Raw genomic sequence first — 18,503 nt, forward strand, 5'->3', positions numbered from 1 at the left:
GACCCCCCGCCATGCACAGACGCCTTCTCGGCGCGCTCGCCGCCGCGGCCGTCGGCGCCGCCGCGCTGACCGCCGGAGCCGCCCCCGCCTCCGCCGCCCCCGCCCCCGCGCCCGCCGCCCAGGTCAAGGCGGTCGACTTCACCGGGATCGTCGCCCTGAGCAACTGCTCCGGCTCGCTCGTCCGCACCCCGACCGCCGCCGACAGCGACCCGGCGCTCGTGCTCACCAACGGCCACTGCTACGAGGGCGGCATGCCCAGCGCCGGACAGGTCATCACGAACCGGGCGTCCAGCCGCACGTTCAGCCTGCTCAACTCCAGCGGCTCGGGCACGCTCGGCACGCTGCGCGCCAACAGGGTGCTGTACTCCACCATGACCGACACCGACGTGACCCTGTACCGGCTCAGCCAGAGCTACGCGGCCATCCAGCAGTCCTACCGGACGCCGGCGCTCCAGCTCTCGCTCACCCGCCCCACGGCGGGCGCCGACGTGCGCGTGGTCTCCGGCTACTGGCGCAGGATCTACTCCTGCAACATCGACGGCTTCGCCTACCGTCTCAAGGAAGGGGAGTGGACGTTCAAGGACTCGATCCGCTACACCTCCACCTGCAACGTCATCGGCGGCACGTCGGGCTCCCCGCTCGTCGACGCCTCGACCGGCAAGGTCGTCGGGGCGAACAACACCATCAACGAGGACGGCGGCCGCTGCACGCTGAACAACCCGTGCGAGGTCGACCAGTCCGGCACCGTCACGGTGCACCCGAACATCGGATACGCCCAGCAGACCTACACCCTGGCCGCCTGCATCGCCCCCGGCAGCGTCATCGACTTCAACCGCGCGGGCTGCACCGTCCCCCGGTGATCCGCCACGCGGGCCGCTGACCCGAACCCCCACCTGCCCTGGACGGGGCGGCGCACCCCTCGCGCCGCCCCGTCCAGCCGCGTCCGGGGCGAGTGACACAACTAACCACCGGCCGTAGTACTACAGCTCGTAGTATTTCTGACAGGATGAAGTACTACAGCTTGTAGTAGATGAGCCGGAGAGGCCTGCGCCCATGGACACCGTCGACATCGCCCGGTGGCAGTTCGGGATCACCACCGTCTACCACTTCCTCTTCGTCCCGCTGACGATCGGGCTCTCCGCGCTGGTCGCGGTGCTCCAGACGGCCTGGCTGCGGACGGGGAAGACGGCCTACCTGCGCGCCACCAAGTTCTGGGGCAAGCTCTTCCTGATCAACTTCGCGATGGGGATCGTCACCGGCATCGTGCAGGAGTTCCAGTTCGGCATGAACTGGAGTGACTACTCCCGGTTCGTCGGCGACGTCTTCGGGGCGCCGCTCGCCATCGAGGGCCTGCTCGCCTTCTTCGTCGAGTCGACCTTCCTCGGCCTGTGGATCTTCGGCTGGGACCGGCTGCCCAAACGCCTGCACCTCGGCTGCATCTGGCTCGTCCACATCGGGACGCTGCTGTCGGCGTACTTCATCCTCGCCGCCAACTCCTGGATGCAGCACCCCGTGGGCTACCGGATCGACCACGAGTCCGGGCGCGCCGTCCTCACCGACTTCTGGGCCGTCCTGACCAACTCCACCCAGCTCGTCGCGTTCCCCCACACCATGACGGCGGCGTTCGCCACCGGCGGCATGTTCATGGCCGGCGTCAGCGCCTGGCACCTCGCCCGCCGCAAGAACGTCGAGGTGTTCCGGCCGTCGCTGAAGCTCGCGCTGGTCGTCACCGCGATCGCCTCCATCGGCGTCGCGATCACCGGCGATCTCCAGGGCAAGGTCATGACCGAGCAGCAGCCGATGAAGATGGCCGCCGCGGAGGCGCTCTACGAGACCGAGCGGCCCGCCTCCTTCTCGATCTTCACGGTGGGGACGCTGAACGGCGACGAGGAGGTCTTCGGCCTCAAGGTGCCGCGGTTGCTGTCGTTCCTCGCCACCGGCACCCTCGACGGCGAGGTCAAGGGGATCAACGACGTCCAGGCCGCCGAGGAGGCGCGCTACGGCGCCGGCGACTACCGGCCGGCGACCCCCGTCATCTACTGGAACTTCCGGGTCATGTCCGGCGCCGGGATCGCCATGGCGCTGGTCTCGCTGGCCGGGCTGTGGCTGCTGCGCCGCGGCAGGCTCCCCTCCAGCCCCTGGGTGTACCGGATCGGCGTCCTGTCGCTGACCCTGCCCTTCATCGGCAACTCCGCCGGATGGATCTTCACCGAGATGGGGCGGCAGCCCTGGTCGGTGTTCGGCGTGCTCAAGACCTCGGCCAGCGTCTCGCCCGGGGTGTCGGCGTCGTCGATGCTCATCTCGGTCGCGTCGCTGACCGCGCTCTACGGCGTCCTGCTGGTCATCGAGACGGGGCTGATGCTCAAGTACGCCAAGGCCGGGCCGCCGTCGGAGGACGAGGTGCTGCCGCCTCCGTCCGACGGTCCCGGGTCCGACTCCGACTCCGAGCGCTCGCTCGCGTTCGCCTACTGAGGGCCGACCATGGAACTCACCACCGCCTGGTTCATCATCATCGCCTTCCTGTGGACGAGCTACTTCTTCCTGGAGGGCTTCGACTTCGGCGTCGGGATGCTGCTGCCCGTGCTCGGCCGCGACGACGTCGAGCGCCGCGTCGTCATCAACACCATCGGCCCCGTCTGGGACGGCAACGAGGTGTGGTTCATCGTCGCGGGCGCCGCCACCTTCGCCGCCTTCCCCGAGTGGTACGCCACCCTTTTCAGCGGCTTCTACCTGCCGCTCCTCGCGATCCTCCTCGCGCTGATCATCCGCGGCGTCGCGTTCGAGTACCGCGGCAAGCGCGACGACGCCCGCTGGCGGTCCCGCTGGGACAAGTGCATCTTCTGGGGCAGCCTCGTGCCCGCCTTCGTGTGGGGCGTCGCGTTCGCGAACATGGTGCGCGGCGTGCCGCTGGACGCCGACCACGAGTTCGTCGGCTCCCTCGGCGACCTCCTCAGCCCGTACGCGCTGCTCGGCGGCCTCACCACAGTGACCCTGTTCCTCCTGCACGGGGCGGTGTTCCTCGCGCTCAAGACGTCCGGGAGCATCCGGGCGCGGGCCCGCCGGATCGCCGGCCTCGCCGCGGTCGCCGCCGTCCTCGCCGGGGGCGCCTTCCTGCTGATCACCCAGCTCCAGTACGGCGAGCCCGTCACCTGGCTCACCGCCGCGGGCGCCGCCGCAGGCCTGCTCGCCGCCGCGGCGGCGAACCGGCGCGGCCGCGAGGGCTGGGCGTTCGTCGGGACCGGCGCCGCCATCGTGCTCGCCGTCGCGACCCTGTTCCTGTCGCTGTTCCCGGACGTCCTGCCGTCCACCCTCGGCACCGGCGGCCTGACCACCGCGAACGCCGCCTCGTCCGGCTACACCCTGAAGATCATGACCTGGGTGGCGGCCGTGTTCACCCCGATCGTGATGATCTACCAGGGCTGGACGTACTGGGTCTTCCGCAAGCGGATCGGCACCTCCCACATCCCCATGAAGAAGCCGGTCGCATGAAGCCCCTCGACCCCCGGCTGCTGCGCCACGCCCGCACGACGCGCCCGTTCCTCGCGGCGTCCGTGCTGCTCGGCGCCGCCACCGCCGGGCTGATCATCGCGCAGGCGACCCTCCTCGCCGGGATGCTCACCCGCGCCTTCCTGCACGGCGCGTCGCTCGGCGACCTGCGCACCCCGCTCCTGCTGCTCCTCGCCGTCGTCCTCGGCCGGACGCTCGTCGCGTGGCTCCAGGAGGTCGCCGCGCACCGCTCGTCCGCCGCGGTGAAGTCGCAGCTGCGCGGCCGCCTGCTCGCCCGCGCCCTCGCCCTCGGGCCGCGCTGGCTGTCCGGCGAGCGCAGCGGCGAGCTCGCCACCCTCGCCACCCGCGGGATCGACGCGTTCGACGACTACTTCTCCCGCTACCTGCCGCAACTCGTCCTCGCGGTGATCGTCCCGGTGGCGGTCGGCGCGCGGATCCTGCTCGGCGACTGGCTCTCCGCCGTGACGATCGCGGCGACGCTGCCGCTCATCCCCGTCTTCGCGATCCTGGTCGGGCTCACCACCCGGCGCAGGATGGACCGGCAGTGGCGGACGCTCTCCCTGCTCTCCGCCCACTTCCTGGACGTCGTCGCCGGGCTCCCCACGCTGAAGATCTTCGGCCGGGCCCGCGCGCAGGCGGACCGCATCCGCGAGATCACCGGCCGGCACCGGCGCGCGACCATGTCCACCCTGCGGATCGCGTTCCTGTCCGCCCTCGTCCTCGAAGTGCTGTCCACCCTGTCCGTCGCCCTGGTCGCCGTGTCGATCGGGCTCCGGCTGGTGGAGGGCGGCCTCGGCCTGGAGACCGCGCTGCTCGTCCTGATCCTCGCGCCGGAGGCCTACCTCCCCCTACGCCAGGTCGGCGCGCAGTACCACGCGAGCGTCGAGGGCCTCACCGCCGCCGCGCGGATCTTCGAGGTCCTCGAAACGCCGCTGCCGCCCGCCGGGACGCGGCGGGACGTCCCCGACGCCGGCCGCGCGACGCTCCGCCTGGACGGGGTGACGGTCACCTACCCGGGCCGCGACGTCCCCGCCCTCGACGGCTTCTCCCTGACAGTCCACCCGGGCGAGACGGTCGCCCTGGTCGGCCCGAGCGGCGCGGGCAAGTCGACCGTGCTGGCCGTGCTGCTCGGCTTCGTCCACCCGGACTCGGGCCGCGTCCTGGTCGACTGGGACGACCTCGCCGACCTCTCCCCGGACGCCTGGCGCGAGCGCATCGCCTGGGTCCCCCAGCGCCCGCACCTGTTCGCCGGCTCCGTCGCCGCGAACATCCGCCTCGGCCGCCCGGACGCGTCCGACGCCGAGGTCCGCGAGGCCGCCCGCGCCGCGAACGCCCTCGGGTTCGTCGACGCCCTCCCCTCAGGCTTCGACACGCCCCTGGGCGACCGCGGCGCGGGCCTGTCCGCGGGCCAGCGCCAGCGCATCGCCCTGGCCCGCGCCTTCCTCCGCGACGCCCCGCTCCTCCTCCTGGACGAGCCGACCTCCAACCTGGACACCGAGAGCGAGGCCGCCGTCCTCGACGCCGTCCACCGGCTGGCGGAGTCCCGCACCGTCATCCTCGTGGCCCACCGCCCGGCCCTGGCCGCGATGGCCGACCGCACCGTCCCCATCACCCCCGCCCTGGTGACGACATGACCCCCACCACCCGGCAGGCGCCCTCCACCGGCCGACCGGACGCATGCTCTCCTCGCCGCGCGGCATCGCCCCTGGCCCGCCGGACGGCCCCGCGCTCCGAGCACCGAGCCGCACCGGCGGCCCCTGGAGGGACTGCCGGTGCGGATGATTCACGTGAAACTTCGGCGTTCTCGCGGAGCGCCGCGGTGACGGGGGTGAAGGCATGATCTGCCGGCTTCTCCGGTTCGCCCGCCCGGCGCGGGGACGGCTCGCGCTCGCGGTGCTGTTCGGGGTGCTGGCCCTCGGCAGCGGCGTCGGGCTGATGGCGACGTCGGCGTGGCTGATCTCCCGGGCGGCGCAGCATCCACCGGTGCTCATGCTGATGGTCGCGATCGTGGCGGTCCGGGCGTTCGGCCTCGGGCGGGGCGTGTTCCGCTACGTCGAGCGCCTCGTCGGGCACGACGCGACGTTCCGGATCCTCGCCGACCTGCGGGCCCGGGTGTACGAGCGGCTGGAGAGGCTCGCTCCCGCCGGGCTTCCCGCCTTCCGCGGCGGCGACCTCCTGAACCGCCTGGTCGCGGACGTCGACGCCGTCCAGGACCTGTTCCTGCGGGTGCTGCTGCCCTGCACCGTGGCGGCCGTCGTGGGCGGCGCGTCCGTCGGGCTCGCCTGGGCGCTGCTGCCTTCGGCGGGCGTCGTCCTCCTGCTGGCCCTGCTGCTCGCCGGGGTCTTCGCCCCCTGGCTGTCCGGCGTGGTCTCCCGCCGCGCCGAGCGCCGTACGACCGACCTGCGCGGCGAACTCACCTCCCACGTCGTCGACACCCTCCAGGGCGCACCGGAGCTCATCGCCTACGGCGCCGCTCCCGAGCAGCTCGCCAAGGCCGCGCAACTCGACCGCGACTTCACGCGTGCCACGGCCCGTTCCGCTACGACGACCGGCCTCGGCGCCGCCATCTCCGCCCTCGCCGGTGGCCTGGCCGTCTGGGGCAGCCTCGCCGTCGGAGTCCCGGCCGTCCGCTCGGGAGCGCTCGACGGCGTTATGCTCGCGGTCGTCGTCCTCCTCCCGCTGGCCGCGTTCGAGGTCGTCGCCGGGCTGCCCCTGGCCGCGCAGCACCTGGAGCGGGTGCGCCGTTCGGCCGCGCGCATCTTCGCCATCCTGGACAGTCCGCCCCCGGTGCGCGAGCCGGACACCCCCGCGCCCCTGCCTGAGACGCCCTACACGCTCTCGGTCGAGAACCTCCGAGCCCGTTGGACGCCCAGCGCGCCCTACGCCCTCGACGGCGTCTCCCTGGACCTGGCACCCGGCCGCCGTTGCGCGATCGTCGGCCCGAGCGGATCGGGCAAGACCACCCTGACCGCCGTGCTGCTCCGCTTCCTGGAGCCCGCCGGCGGCCGGACGTCCCTCAACGGCGTGGACCTTCGCGCCCTCTCCGGCGACGACGTCCGCCGGTTCGTCGGCCTCTGCGCCCAGGACGCGCACCTCTTCGACTCGACGATCGGCGAGAACATCCGCCTGGCCCGTCCGTCCGCCACCGGCGAGGAGATCCGCGACGCGCTGCGCCGCGCCCGGCTCCTCGACTGGGTCGAGTCCCTCCCGGACGGCCTCGCCACCCGCGTCGGCGAGCACGGCGCCCGGGTCTCCGGCGGCCAGCGCCAGCGCATCGCCCTGGCCCGCGCCCTCCTCGCCGACTTCCCGATCCTGCTCCTCGACGAGCCCGCCGAGCACCTCGACATCGCGATCGCCGACGAGCTGACCGCCGACCTCCTCACCGCCACCGAGGGCCGGACGACCCTCCTGGTCACCCACCGCCTCGCCGGCCTGGACGCCGTCGACGAGATCATCGTCCTGGACGAGGGCCGCGTCGCCGACCGGGGCACCCACACCGACCTCGTGAGCCGCCCCGGCCCCTACCGCGCACTCTGGCAACGCGAGCAGGCCACCGCACCGGCTCCGCAGCTCACGTAGACCGACCGCCTACCTGTTTTCTGAGGTATTCGGGGAACACATCCCGGTCTGTCGGCATCACACGGAGTACAGGATCCGTTCGATGGAACGGGGGTTCCACAGATGCGCATCACCCTCCGAATCGCGATGGTGTTCCTCGCCGTGGCCACCACGATCGGCGCCCTGGACGCCGCCCGAGCCGACACCTCCGCCGCCCCCTTCTGGCCGCGTCCCGCCAGCTCGCAGCCGTGAGCTGAAGCGGTCAGCCGCTTCAGTGCGCCTTCACCGCACTCCCGGGCGAGCGCCGCTCACGCCTGGGTGGTGGGCCCGTCCGGTACGGGCTCCGCGTGCGCGTACCGGGCCGCGGCGGCGAGGAGCAGGCGCTCGGCGCCCGGCCGGGCCACCAGTTGCAGGCCGGCGGGCAGCCCGTCGACGAGACCGGCGGGCAGGCTGACGGCGGGAAGCCCGAGCACGCTCCAGGGGCTCGTGTACGCCAGGAGCGCCGCGCGGACGTCGACGGGAGTCCCGTCCAGCACCAGGGTTCGAGCGCCCAGAGGCGGTGCGACGACCGGAACGGTGGGCATCGCGAGGATCTCGACGCGTCCGAAGAGGGCCGTCACCGCCCGGCGGACCCGTTCCCGCAGCTCGCGGGCGGTCGCAGCGTCCTTCTCGGTGATCCGCCCGGCCGCGCGCAGGCGCGCCAGCACCTCCGCGTCGTAGAGTTCCGGCGCGGCGGCCATCCGTCCCGCGTGGAGCCGGTGGACCTCGCCGCTCTGGATCGCGGTGTAGGCCCAGCGCAACCGCGCGACGTCCGGGACGGCGACGTCCCGCACGGGCAGCGGCCCCAGCACGGCGCGGGCCGCGGCGGCCACCCGCGGGTCGCCGGGGTGGAGTGCGTCCGGCGCAACCCAGCCGACGCGGACGCCGGAGACGTCCGCGTCCGGAGCGCCCCCTCCGGTCAGAGCGTTCCACAGCAGCAGGCAGTCGCCGGCGGTCCGCGCCATCGGGCCCACCGTGTCCAGGGAGGACGACACCGGGAAGACCCCGCCGGTCGGCACGGCGCCGAGCGTGGGCTTGAGCCCGACGATCCCGCAGCAGGCGGCGGGGATGCGCACCGAGCCGCCGGTGTCGGTGCCCACCGCGAGCGGCACGATCCCGGCGGCCACCGCCGCCGCGGACCCGCTGCTGGATCCCCCGGCGAGACGCCCGTCCCCGTAGGGGTTGCGGGTCGCCCCGCTCAGCGAGCGGTCACCGGTCGGCCCGAAGGCGAACTCGTGGGTCGCGGTCTTCCCGACGATGACGGCTCCGGCCGCGCGCAACCGGCGCACGCACTCGGCGTCGTGCTCGGGCACCCGGTCCGCGTAGTGGCGGGACCCCATGGTGGTGCGCAGCCCCGCGGTGTCGACGACGTCCTTGACCGCGACGGGAATGCCATGGAGGGGGCCTCGGTCCCGACCCGCGGCCAGTTCCCGTCCGGCGCGCTCCGCCGCCTCGCGCGCCCCGGCCCCGTCGAGGGTGACGAACGCGTTGAGCCCATGGAGCCTGGACGCCTCCGCCAGCGCCCGCTCCACGAGTTCGCCCGGGGACGACCGCCCGGCCCGGAGGTCGCCGGCCAGTCCCGCGACCGTCCGCCTGGCGAACCAGCCCGCCTCCGGTGGCAGGCCGATCACGCCGACCACCCCGCATCGACCCGTCGTGTCACGGCTTCGCCTCTTTCCCAAACGATTGGGGTGGATCTTCCGTCAACCCAAACGATTGGGTCAAACGTTTGGGTTGTATAAAAGACACCGGACGGTGGCCCTGTCAAGGGCACGGCGGCAGGAAGGCGGACGCAGTGGCCCGCAACGACCGGCAGCGGCCCGCGACGCTGCGCACCATCGCGGAGGCGGCGGGCGTCGACGTCTCCACGGTCTCCCGGGTGCTCAACGGCTCTCCCGACGACGCCCAGCGCGCCGCGTCCCGCGAGACCGCCGACGAGATCCGGCGCTGGGCCGCCCGGCTGGACTACCGCCCCAACCCGCACGCCACCAGCCTGCGCACGCAGCGCAGCAACCTCGTCGGCGTCCTCGTCCCCCGGCTGTCCGACCTGGTGCTCGCCACGATCTACGAGGGCATCGAGGACGCCGCCGCCCGGCACGGCCTCACCACCTTCGTCATGAACAGCCACGACCGGCCCGAGCAGCAGCGGGCGCGCACCGAACTGGCGCTGTCCCGGCACGTCGACGGCCTGGTCTTCGGCGACGCGCACGCCGGCGCCGCCTTCCTCGACGAGATCGCCGCGCGGCGCGTCCCGTTCGTCCTGGTCAGCCGGCACGCCGGCGGGCACCCGTCCGTCACCTGCGACGACCGTCTCGGCGGACGCCTGGTCGCCGACCACCTGCTCGCCCTCGGCCACCGGCGCGTGGGCGTCATCGCGGGCGAACCCTTCGCCAGCACCGGCGCCGACCGCACCGCCGGCTTCGTCGACCGGTACCGGGAGGCGGGCTTCCCCGTCCCTGGATCCCACGTCGTCCACTCCGGGTTCGACGCCGCCGGTGGCCGGGCCGCCGCCGAGCGCCTCCTGCGCCACGACCCCCAGCCCACGGCCATCTTCGCCGTCAACGACTTCGCGGCCATCGGCGCGCTCGGCGTCCTGCGCGACCAGGGCCTGCGCCCCGGCGAGGACGTCGCCGTCGCGGGCTACAACGACACCCCCCTGGCGGCGGAACTGCCCATCCCCCTCACCAGCGTCCGCTCGCCCATGCACGAGATGGGGGCGCGCGCCCTCGACCTGCTCGTCGACCTGCTCGCCGGAGGGACGCCTGCGTCCGCGCGCCTCACTCCGGGCCTCGTCGTCCGCGCGTCCACCGACCCCGCGCAGAACGCCGCGTGACGACGTGATCCCGCTGGCCGACTTCACCCGGCTCTTCGACCCGTTCATGAAACTCGTCGACCAGGGAGACCGTCCGGCCATCGTCCTGCAGAGCCGTTACCGAAGACCCCGCCTACCTCGCGGCCCGCGGCATCGAGAACCTCAGCCGCTGAAACCGGCGCGCCCCCGGACCAGCGGCAGGAAGACCTCTTCCACGATCTCGACGAGGACGCCGTCCGGCACGGCCGGGACGCCCCGCGTCATGTACTCGTTGCGCAGCAGCGCCACCGGCACGGACGCGACCCTCGGATGCAGCGCCTCGGCCGCGGCGTCACCGCGGGCCACCGCGCGTCCGAGCACCGTCAGCCACGCCGCCTCATAAGCGCCGCCCCCGCCGTCCCGCAACTCGGCGAGCACCTCAGGCGCGCTCCCGGCCGCCGCGATCAAACCTCGAAGGATCTCCCCGTACGGCGACGACCAGGTGCTGTTCGCGCGGCGCAGCAGGTCCAGAGCGTCGTCCCGCAGCGAACCGGTGTCCGGGACCGTGATCTCCGCGTCGGCCAGCCGGCGGTACGCGGCGACGCCGAGCGCGACGCGATTCGGCCACCGCCGGTAGATCGCGTTCTTGTTCGTGCCGGCCCGCCGCGCCACCTCGTCCATGGTCAGGCCGCCGGCACCGGACTCCCGCAGCACCTCGGCCGCCGCCCGAAGGATCGCCTCCTCAAGCGCGGCCCCCCGCCGCCGCGACCCACCGCCCTCAGCCATGCCGCCCCTCCACCGCTCTAGGGTACGAAGCGTACTCCGATGTGCTCCATCCAGCGCCGAAGGCGATCACCATAGGGTACGTTGCGTACCGTAACTTCGACGCGAAGGAACGACATGCGCGCCCTCGGCATCAACTTCGACACGGGCTTCACCAGCGCGGGGACCACCACCCGCGAGCCCTTCGACCCGGCCACCGTCCGCCGCGAGATGGCCGTCATCCGCGACGACCTGCGCTGCGACGCCGTCCGGATCACCGGCGGCGACCGCGACCGCCTGGAGACGGCCGCCCGCCTCGCCGCCGACGCGGGACTCGAAGTCTGGTACTGCCCGTTCACCAACGGCCTCGGCCAGGACGAACTGCTCGACTTCCTGACCGACAGCGCCGCCCGCGCGGAGAGGCTGCGCCGCACCGGCGCCGAGGTGGTCTTCCTCACCGGCTCGGAGATCTCCATCTGCACGGCCGGCTTCCTCCCCGGCGACACCCTCCAGGAGAGAGCCGCCGTCCTCTCCGACCCACAGCGGCTCCGCGCCGCGCTGGCCACCCTGCCCACCGCGATCAACGCCTTCCTCGGCAAGGCCGTCGCGGCCGTGCGCGCCGAGTTCGGCGGCCGCGTCGGCTACGCCTCGCTGCCGTTCGAGGGCGTCGACTGGACACCGTTCGACCTGGTCGCCACCGACGCCGGCTACCGCGACGCGCAGAACGCCGACCAGCTCCCGGCCGGGCTGCGGGCCCTGACCGCCCACGGCAGGCCCGCGGCCGTCACCGAGTTCGGCTGCGCCCCCTACCGCGGCGCCGCCGCCATCGCGAGCCGGGGCGACGAGGTCATCGAATGGAACGACCGCGCCCGTCCCGCCCGCTTCACCCGCCCGGTCGTCCGAGACGAGCAGGAGCAGGCCGACTACCTGCGCGAACTCCTCGGCGTCTTCGAGGGCTCGGGGATCGACGCGGCCTTCGTCTACACCTTCGCCCGCTACGACCTGCCGCACGCCGACACCGACGCCCTCGACTTCGACAAGGCGTCCTTCGGCATCGTCAAGGTCCTCCCAGGCAAGGGCACCACCTACCCGGACATGCCCTGGGAACCCAAGGCCGCCTTCCACACCCTTGCCGAATACGGCCGCAGCCGCTCGCGACAGGCTTAGCACCTCCCGTGCATCATTCCCCTTGCCGCTGCGCCGCGATGGCGACTACCTCGGCATGCGCCTTCTGGTGCATCCACTCCAGCTTGGTGACCATTCCCCGCCGCTGGTTGACCGAAAGGAACCTACGCGTCGTGTACTGGTCGATCTGACGCATCGCGCGCTTGCGCACACCGTCCAGGCGCCGCTGGACGTCCGCCAGCCAGGCCTCGGACACCGCCTCGTCCGACCCGGCGAACGCCTCCAGCACCTCCCGGTACTCCCGCTTGGCCTCGCTCAGATTCATCCGTCCCGCCCACCGAAGGCAAGCCGCCAAACGGCGGCGCCCATGCCACTGGCGACCAGAATGCCCGACTCATCGCCGACCTGGTTCTATGGCTTTCGGCCCGGGCGGACGACGCGACTCCTGGAGGTGATCGTGGTGGACGAGACGTCACTCGTTCTCAACATGTCGGCCCAAGGCCTCCGGCCGATCGCCGACGGCATCGCCTGGTTCGAGAGCCTGACGAGCGACCAGCGGCATGACGCCCTCTCGAGGCTTGCCATGTTCTGCACCCAAGCCGGCGCGACCAGCGAGAACGCCACGGAGGCCATTCGCCGCGCGGGCATCCGGCCGACGCACACCCCGGCGGTGCTGCTGCAGCGAGGTCGGATGGAAGTCCAGCTGGCGAAAATCGTCAATCTGCCCGAGGACGAGCGGCTCAGGTCCTTCCGTCTGCTCGTCGCACTGCTGGGCGTCTCTGACGGCCGGCGCCGGGCGCGCCTCTGCTCGGACGGATGCGGCCACGCCTGGCATCACCTTGGGGCACCGGCAGAGCCCAGCATCCGCCTGATCACGCGGCGCGATGAGCAGCCGGACGGCCCATAAACCGTTTCGCCATGGGCAGGGCTCGATCAGCACATTACAATTTCGCGGCCATTCGCGGAAAAAGTGTTGCACGTTCCGGATGCTCACCTCATGGGGCGAACTCCCTGATTCGTTGCGCATTCACCTCGCCTCCGCACGGTCCTCTGTTGGCACCGGTTCCTCCCGGTGCCGCCCTGGCAACTTCGGGGCTCAAACTAGAGACAAAGGTGGTAGATAACGGTGGATAACACGCGCACGGGGGCTCCGGTCATGGGAGTGCCTCCGTTTTTATGCGGTAGCGGGTGGTCGGCAGTCGCTCCCTCGGTCATCGGAGCGCCGCCGCTCATCCCCGGCATCGGGTGCTCGGCGGTCGCTTCCGTGACCACCGAGGCGCCTCCGATCGTCCAGGCGTGCGACATGCCCGGCCACGTGCAGCAGACGTGCATGATCTGCCAGGTGTCGTTCTGCTCGGTGTGTGACGGTCACAGCTGCTAGTTCCGGCCGGGCCTGGTCCTCGCGTGGGCCAGGCCGGTTGAGCGGCTGATCAACCGGCCGGTCCCTCCGCACTGCGCGGAGGGACCGGTCCCATGAACGAACGGCGGTCGGCCCCCTTGCAGAGCCGCCTCGCGCTGCCGGCGACACGGCCCCGCTTATGGGAGCTCGCAGATAACCACACGCACCCGTCCCATTAGCAGGGAAGGCGAGCCTGTCATTTTGCCCGAGGTGGGCTGAAGGGCTCGTTCTCACATGGGACGGTTATCGGACGAGCCTGCTTGTGAAGCCTGCCTCGACCAGACGGCGGTAGGCGGCCTCGACTTCGGACGGCATGTCCTGCGGGATGGCGAATCCTTGGCTTGGGTAGACCATGATGCGCTGCGTGTCGCCCACCAGCATGTCGACAACACGGTTCACGTCCCCGATGCTCACGATGTACTCGTCCAACGGGAGCGGTCGCGACGCGCAGACGACATCGAGTTCCGGCCACAGTTTCTTGGCGGTGGAGTAGGCGCGGCGCTGCTGGTAGGGCCGAGAGACCAGCGTCGCCGAGCGGACTTCGATCCCGCGTTCGGCGAGCAGCCTGCGAGTGAACTCGATGTTCTGACCCGTATTGGTGGCTTCGGACTCGACCAGGATCGCCTCATCGGGAACGCCGAGCGCGATGGCGTGCTCGCGGTAGTGAACGGCCTCGCCCCGCGGGAACCGCTCGATCGTCGTCGGCGCGTTGGCACCGGTGAACACGATGCGAGGGACCATGTCCCCGCGGTAAAGCTCCACCGAGAAGGCGGCGACACCGAGATCATGGCTGCCCAGTCCGATGGCGACATCGGTAGGCCGGATCGCGTGGTGCATGTCGTGGTAGTCCCACAGGGTTTCCACGTCGGAGCGGTACGCGTCGGGCAACAAGGTCTCGGGCACGGACCTTCCCCTCTCACGTGGACATCCGTGCACGGCGGGACTCTAGACCTTGAGGACCGCGACATCAGGCGGACGCGCCCATAGACCGAACTTCAATTAGGTCCAAGGTGGCGGCGACTCCGGTCGTCGCCCGCGCGACCGCCCGACAACCGACCGCGAGAAGCGAATGGTCAGCCGCAGTGAACCTTCTTGCCGGTCAGCTCTCCCGTGTGCGCACCGTTGGTGTTGATGGAGGCCTTGACGTACAGGCACCGATGACGGGCGTAGACGTAGAGCGGCCCGGAGTACCAATGGTTCCGCTTGCTGTAACCGTCGTATTTGCAGTTGCCGTACTTGGTCCTGGCCGCGTTGTAGACGCAGAGCTTGAGCTTGATGCTGTAGAGCGACGTCGAGCCCTTGCGGACGGCCAGCGCGCAGTTATAGCCGTTCGAGGAGTTGTAGTAGACCTTGAGATAGCCGCGGACCTTGGAGTTCACGTAGATGGAATGGGTGCTGCGCAGGGCGTACCTCGACCCGCACGACGGGCCTGCCGCACTCGCCGGCGCAGTGGACGCCAGCACGGTCGTCAGGGTCAGCGTAGGAAGCATGACAGCGGCCAGGCGCAGCGCGCGCCCTCCAATTTTGATCACGCGTGAACCCTACGGCGACCGGGGTGGTTCCGCCAGAGCCGGATGATCTCTTGTCTCCGCTGTGACCTGCACACCTTCCACCATGTGCACTCTGCGGCCGCCCGGGCACGCGCCGCGACAGATGCCCGTCCAGCACGGATCTCATCCACCTCCGCCAAGCCTCTGCGAACACTAACGAGTCCCCTCGGACAGGAGGCACCGCGCCATTAATGGAGTGCTCCCGCCACTAGGCGCACGAGAGACCGAGCCTCCAACGGCCTATGGGCAAGAACTCGCGCAGCCGTCGCAAGGGCCCGCGAACTCAGCAGGGACGGCCACCTCTGCAGTGAACTGCGATGATCAGGGAATGCCCACGGAGTACCTGGAGCACGGCGGGACGGTCTACGAACTGCTCAGCTACTACGCCCTGCCGGACGATGCCTGGAGCATCGAACTGACCGACATGAGCGGGGAAGGCGGCCCGCTGGCGCATGTGCTGGTGCCGGATGAGGACATGGATCGCCCGTGCGAGGTACTGGTACTGGACTCGTCGCGGATACCCACAGAGGTCCTACGCCGCCTGCTCGTGGAGGTAGCCGAAAGCGCCCGGCACGCCGGAGCAACCTTCGTCCGTGACCAGCAGGATCCCCCCGCCGGAAGCACAATCAACCGACCGAGCCGGAAACAAGACAGGGATAAGCGACCCTGAGATCTTTATTTCCTGGTGGCGCTCAACCATTGAGCAGGCCTCCACGGTTCGGGCGCTGTGGTTCGGCCTCATGGAGCTGACGGAAGCCGAGGGCGCCAGGCGGAATCTGTACGTAAGCGGATGCCGGGAGTTCACTCGGGCGGACGACTCGGGCGACCGACGTAGCGACGCCGCAGACCCGCGAGGCCCCGCCGGAAGCTCTGCTGTATTCGGGTGGCCTAACCTGGCGTCATGCCGAGACCTCCAGAGCCGACGGATCCCGACCGTGAGGCAAGCCTTGGCCGACTTGCCCTGTGGCTGGCCCCGGAAGATCTGCAATGGCTGGCGTCTCGCTGTACGTGCACCGACGCAACGCCCGACCATGAACGGGATCGGTGCGCCCGGGTTCGGTTTCGCGCCAGCGCCGCGCTGCACAGGCAGGCGTTGTACACGGCGGCTTCGCTGAGAGATGACGCAGGAAGCGGCGCCGCGTACCCGTGACGCCGCTCGAGTACGAGGGCTCAGGGACGCGAAGCGATCGGGCACGGCATTCAGAGATCAGCGATGCGCCTTCGCCACCATGGCCAATCTTCCGGTGTGGACGGATCATGCAGAGTGCGGGCCTGATATTGCTCCGCAAGCGGGGCCACGATTGCCAAGACCTGACGCCGGGAGTTCGGAGGGAGAGCCGCAGCGATCTCGTGGAGCGTGTCCAGCGCCTCCCGTGGATCATGACACGGGCAGGTGGGGTACACCTCCGCCGTCAGTCTCCGGCCTGGTTGCCGGAGGAACCATTTCAGCGCCGCGAGAGCCGTGGTCATCGACTCGACACCGAGGCACTTCCCGGCCCGTGAGGCTTCCGTGATCTCCCGCAGAACCTTGGCGGGAACTCTGTCAGGGACGCTCGGAGCGGACTCGGCGTCCCTGGTGTACCGCGTCGCACGCACGCGGCCCGGCGGTCGCCGTCCCATTAATGCCGTTGTGTGATGGCCATCCCGACATCGTGGCACCAAATCGAGCAGTGCCACCACCCACTGCCCCGCACCGAGTGCTGCGGAAGCACGCGCCAGCATCGTGCGAGCATGGAGGATGACTCTCAATGACGTTGTCAAGCCGCAGCGGGCAAGGGAGGCGTGAGTTGGTAGACGCGTCCGTCGCGCAGCAGGGCCCACAGCACGTTGACGCGTCGTCGGGCCAGTGCGAGCACGGCTTGAGTGTGACGTTTACCCTCGGTGCGTTTGCGGTCGTAGAAGCGCCTGGAGTCGGGGCAGGACTGGATGCTGATCAGAGCAGAGGTGTAGAAGACGCGTTGCAGCGCGCGGTTGTAGCGCTGGGGCCGGTGCAGGTTCCCGTGGACGCGGCCGGAGTCGCGGGGTACTGGGGTGACGCCGGCGAAGCTGGCCAGCTGGTCGGCCGAGGCGAACCGGTCCATGTCGCCGCCGGTGGCGGCGAGGAACTCGGCGCCCAGCAGGACTCCGATGCCGGGCATGCTGATGATCACCTCGGCAGACGGATGGCGGCGAAACCGGTCCTCAATGAGCTGGTCGAGGTCCTTGAGCTGCTCGTTGAGGGTGATCACCCCCTCGGCGAGTTGCGCCACCAGGCGGGCGGCCATCTGCTCGCCGGGCAATGTGGTGTGCTGGGTGGCAGCCGCGGCGGCGGCCTTGGCCGCCAGCGCGGCGGCGCTGCGGACCTTGCGGGCCCGCAGCCAGTCGGTCAGGCCGTCGATGCCGATCTCGCGCAGCGCGGCCGGGGTTTGGAAGCCGGTCAGCAGCACCAGCGGCCCCTGGTTGGTCAGCTCCAGGGCCCGTTCCAGCGCGGGGCAGATGGCCAGCAGCTGGTCGTGCAGCCGGTTGACCGCGCGAGTGCGGTCGGCGGCCAGGTCGCGGCGGCGGGCGACCAGCAGCCGCAACTCGACGATCAGCTCGTCATCGCCGTCCAGGATGGTCAGGTCGCGGCGCATCCGGGCCTGATCGGCGATGATCAGAGCGTCCTTGGCGTCGGTCTTGCCCGCACCCTTGTAGCCCTCGGCGGCCCGGTTGACGGTCATCCCGGGCACGTAGACGACCCTCTGGTCGTGATCGAGCAGCAAGGTCAACAGGAGCGCCGACTCGCTGCTGTTCAGGTCGATCGCCCAGGTCACCTGCCCGGCCACATCCATGACCTGGCCGATTACCTCCAGCAACGCCGTCTCGTCGTTGGCCACCCGCCGCGACAGCAACCGCTCGCCCTCGGTGTCGACCACGGCGACGTGGTGATACTGGCGGCCGATGTCCATCCCGGCCCACGCGCGTTCCAACCATGCCTCCCACCTGAGGGTTTCTCGGTCCAGCCCGCAGACGACCTCGCCGTCAGGTCCCTACACAGCGATGCGCTCGCAACTCTCAATCAGAGGCCGAGTCCGTCACGCAGGAGCGGGCGGCAAGTCATAGGAAGCCACACATGAACGGCAGACCACTGAAAGCCACACCCGCCCCTGCCGGGGCATCCGCACCCTACGACGGGCTGGATACGTCAACGGTAGGGACCACTGACCAGGACACTCATGTGCACGTCAGGGCCTGGGCCGGCACCAAGCCCGATGGGGAACCGGTCTATGAACTGGTGCCTGCAAAGCGATTGACTGACGGACGATACGAGGTCGTCGGTACTCCAGCGCTCGTCCTCGGGTGCGCCGCCGGCGACATCGTGACCCTCGACGAGACGATGCGAGTTCGAGTGCTGCACCGTGGCGGCAACCTGGCAGTGCAAGCGGGGCCGGTCAAAGAATTCGTCCCCTCGGATGTCGATCGCTTGCGCGAGGCGATGACTCCGCTGGGTGGGCTGGTAGAGGCTCCTGCCGATCTACGATTCATCGTCGTGACCGTCCCTGCGGCCGCGGGCTTCCCCCACGTCGAGTCGATCATGAATGAGTGGGCCGCCACGGCCAACGCCGAGTGGTGGTACGGGAACGTCACACACGACAGCGGCACCCTGTTGAACTGGTGGTAGCCATGGACCCGCGTATTCGCTCCGGCATGGGTGGTGAGGATGAGCCGCCAGTCCCTTTGGCCCGCGAAGCCGAAGGTTGACATGGCCAGAGTTGTCCCCCTTTCACCCCTGCCCTCGGCGTGCCCGATGCGA

At 70.7% G+C, this 18,503-nt stretch carries 17 protein-coding genes; 11 read left to right on the forward strand and 6 right to left on the reverse strand.

Annotation, left to right across the window (positions count from 1 at the left end; all coding sequences use genetic code 11):
- Positions 1–11: 11 nt before the first annotated feature.
- The 6 genes from BJY14_RS20980 (at position 12) to BJY14_RS46605 (ending at position 7,317) form a co-directional block, all read left to right on the forward strand.
- On the forward strand, positions 12–860 hold the full coding sequence (locus BJY14_RS20980) for a S1 family peptidase (RefSeq protein ID WP_179845191.1): 849 nt from the start codon (positions 12–14) through the stop codon (positions 858–860).
- A gap of 193 nt (positions 861–1,053) precedes the next feature.
- Complete coding sequence (locus tag BJY14_RS20985) at positions 1,054–2,472, forward strand: cytochrome ubiquinol oxidase subunit I (RefSeq protein ID WP_179845192.1); 1,419 nt, start codon at positions 1,054–1,056, stop codon at positions 2,470–2,472.
- Positions 2,473–2,481: 9 nt separating this feature from the next.
- Positions 2,482–3,489, forward strand: coding sequence for a cytochrome d ubiquinol oxidase subunit II (gene cydB, locus BJY14_RS20990; protein ID WP_179845193.1), 1,008 nt, complete (start codon positions 2,482–2,484; stop codon positions 3,487–3,489).
- Entirely contained in the window at positions 3,486–5,141 is a 1,656-nt protein-coding gene (gene cydD / locus BJY14_RS20995; protein ID WP_179845194.1) for a thiol reductant ABC exporter subunit CydD, read from the forward strand. The genes cydB and cydD overlap by 4 nt, the downstream gene beginning before the upstream one ends.
- Before the next feature lie 202 nt (positions 5,142–5,343).
- Complete coding sequence (gene cydC, locus BJY14_RS21000; RefSeq protein ID WP_179845195.1) at positions 5,344–7,086, forward strand: thiol reductant ABC exporter subunit CydC; 1,743 nt, start codon at positions 5,344–5,346, stop codon at positions 7,084–7,086.
- A gap of 102 nt (positions 7,087–7,188) precedes the next feature.
- Positions 7,189–7,317: a hypothetical protein gene (locus tag BJY14_RS46605; RefSeq protein ID WP_281382114.1), complete on the forward strand. Its 129-nt coding sequence runs from the start codon at positions 7,189–7,191 to the stop codon at positions 7,315–7,317.
- Between the two features lie 56 nt (positions 7,318–7,373).
- Here BJY14_RS46605 and BJY14_RS21005 read toward each other — a convergent pair whose 3' ends face one another.
- Positions 7,374–8,735, reverse strand: a complete 1,362-nt coding sequence (locus BJY14_RS21005) for an amidase (RefSeq protein WP_179845196.1) — start codon at positions 8,733–8,735, stop codon at positions 7,374–7,376.
- 164 nt (positions 8,736–8,899) lie between these two features.
- On the opposite strand from BJY14_RS21005, the gene BJY14_RS21010 reads away from it, so the two are divergent.
- On the forward strand, positions 8,900–9,937 hold the full coding sequence (locus BJY14_RS21010) for a LacI family DNA-binding transcriptional regulator (protein WP_179845197.1): 1,038 nt from the start codon (positions 8,900–8,902) through the stop codon (positions 9,935–9,937).
- Positions 9,938–10,078: 141 nt separating this feature from the next.
- Here BJY14_RS21010 and BJY14_RS21015 read toward each other — a convergent pair whose 3' ends face one another.
- Positions 10,079–10,681: a TetR/AcrR family transcriptional regulator gene (locus BJY14_RS21015; protein ID WP_179845198.1), complete on the reverse strand. Its 603-nt coding sequence runs from the start codon at positions 10,679–10,681 to the stop codon at positions 10,079–10,081.
- Positions 10,682–10,795: 114 nt separating this feature from the next.
- Here BJY14_RS21015 and BJY14_RS21020 point away from each other — a divergent pair, with 114 nt between their 5' ends.
- Entirely contained in the window at positions 10,796–11,824 is a 1,029-nt protein-coding gene (locus BJY14_RS21020; protein WP_179845199.1) for a glycoside hydrolase family 113 protein, read from the forward strand.
- A gap of 13 nt (positions 11,825–11,837) precedes the next feature.
- Here the strand turns inward: BJY14_RS21020 and BJY14_RS21025 are convergent, their stop codons facing one another.
- On the reverse strand, positions 11,838–12,107 hold the full coding sequence (locus tag BJY14_RS21025; protein ID WP_179845200.1) for a hypothetical protein: 270 nt from the start codon (positions 12,105–12,107) through the stop codon (positions 11,838–11,840).
- Between the two features lie 132 nt (positions 12,108–12,239).
- On the opposite strand from BJY14_RS21025, the gene BJY14_RS21030 reads away from it, so the two are divergent.
- Positions 12,240–12,689 carry a DUF5958 family protein gene (locus BJY14_RS21030; RefSeq protein WP_218905525.1) on the forward strand — a complete coding sequence of 150 codons (450 nt, stop codon included), beginning with the start codon at positions 12,240–12,242 and terminating at the stop codon, positions 12,687–12,689.
- 735 nt (positions 12,690–13,424) lie between these two features.
- On the opposite strand, the gene BJY14_RS21035 is transcribed toward BJY14_RS21030, so the two are convergent.
- A complete protein-coding gene (locus BJY14_RS21035) occupies positions 13,425–14,084 on the reverse strand; it encodes a YdcF family protein (protein ID WP_312879336.1) in 660 nt (219 codons plus the stop codon).
- Positions 14,085–14,254: 170 nt separating this feature from the next.
- On the reverse strand, positions 14,255–14,713 hold the full coding sequence (locus tag BJY14_RS21040; RefSeq protein WP_218905527.1) for a hypothetical protein: 459 nt from the start codon (positions 14,711–14,713) through the stop codon (positions 14,255–14,257).
- A gap of 346 nt (positions 14,714–15,059) precedes the next feature.
- Here BJY14_RS21040 and BJY14_RS21045 point away from each other — a divergent pair, with 346 nt between their 5' ends.
- Entirely contained in the window at positions 15,060–15,401 is a 342-nt protein-coding gene (locus BJY14_RS21045; protein WP_179845202.1) for a hypothetical protein, read from the forward strand.
- 1,087 nt (positions 15,402–16,488) lie between these two features.
- Here BJY14_RS21045 and BJY14_RS21050 read toward each other — a convergent pair.
- Complete coding sequence (locus BJY14_RS21050) at positions 16,489–17,658, reverse strand: IS110 family RNA-guided transposase (RefSeq protein ID WP_179845203.1); 1,170 nt, start codon at positions 17,656–17,658, stop codon at positions 16,489–16,491.
- A gap of 164 nt (positions 17,659–17,822) precedes the next feature.
- On the opposite strand from BJY14_RS21050, the gene BJY14_RS21055 reads away from it, so the two are divergent.
- Positions 17,823–18,371 carry a DUF4265 domain-containing protein gene (locus tag BJY14_RS21055; RefSeq protein ID WP_179845204.1) on the forward strand — a complete coding sequence of 183 codons (549 nt, stop codon included), beginning with the start codon at positions 17,823–17,825 and terminating at the stop codon, positions 18,369–18,371.
- Positions 18,372–18,503 lie beyond the last annotated feature (132 nt).

Source organism: Actinomadura luteofluorescens, from assembly GCF_013409365.1.
In the GTDB taxonomy this organism is placed as follows: domain Bacteria; phylum Actinomycetota; class Actinomycetes; order Streptosporangiales; family Streptosporangiaceae; genus Spirillospora; species Spirillospora luteofluorescens.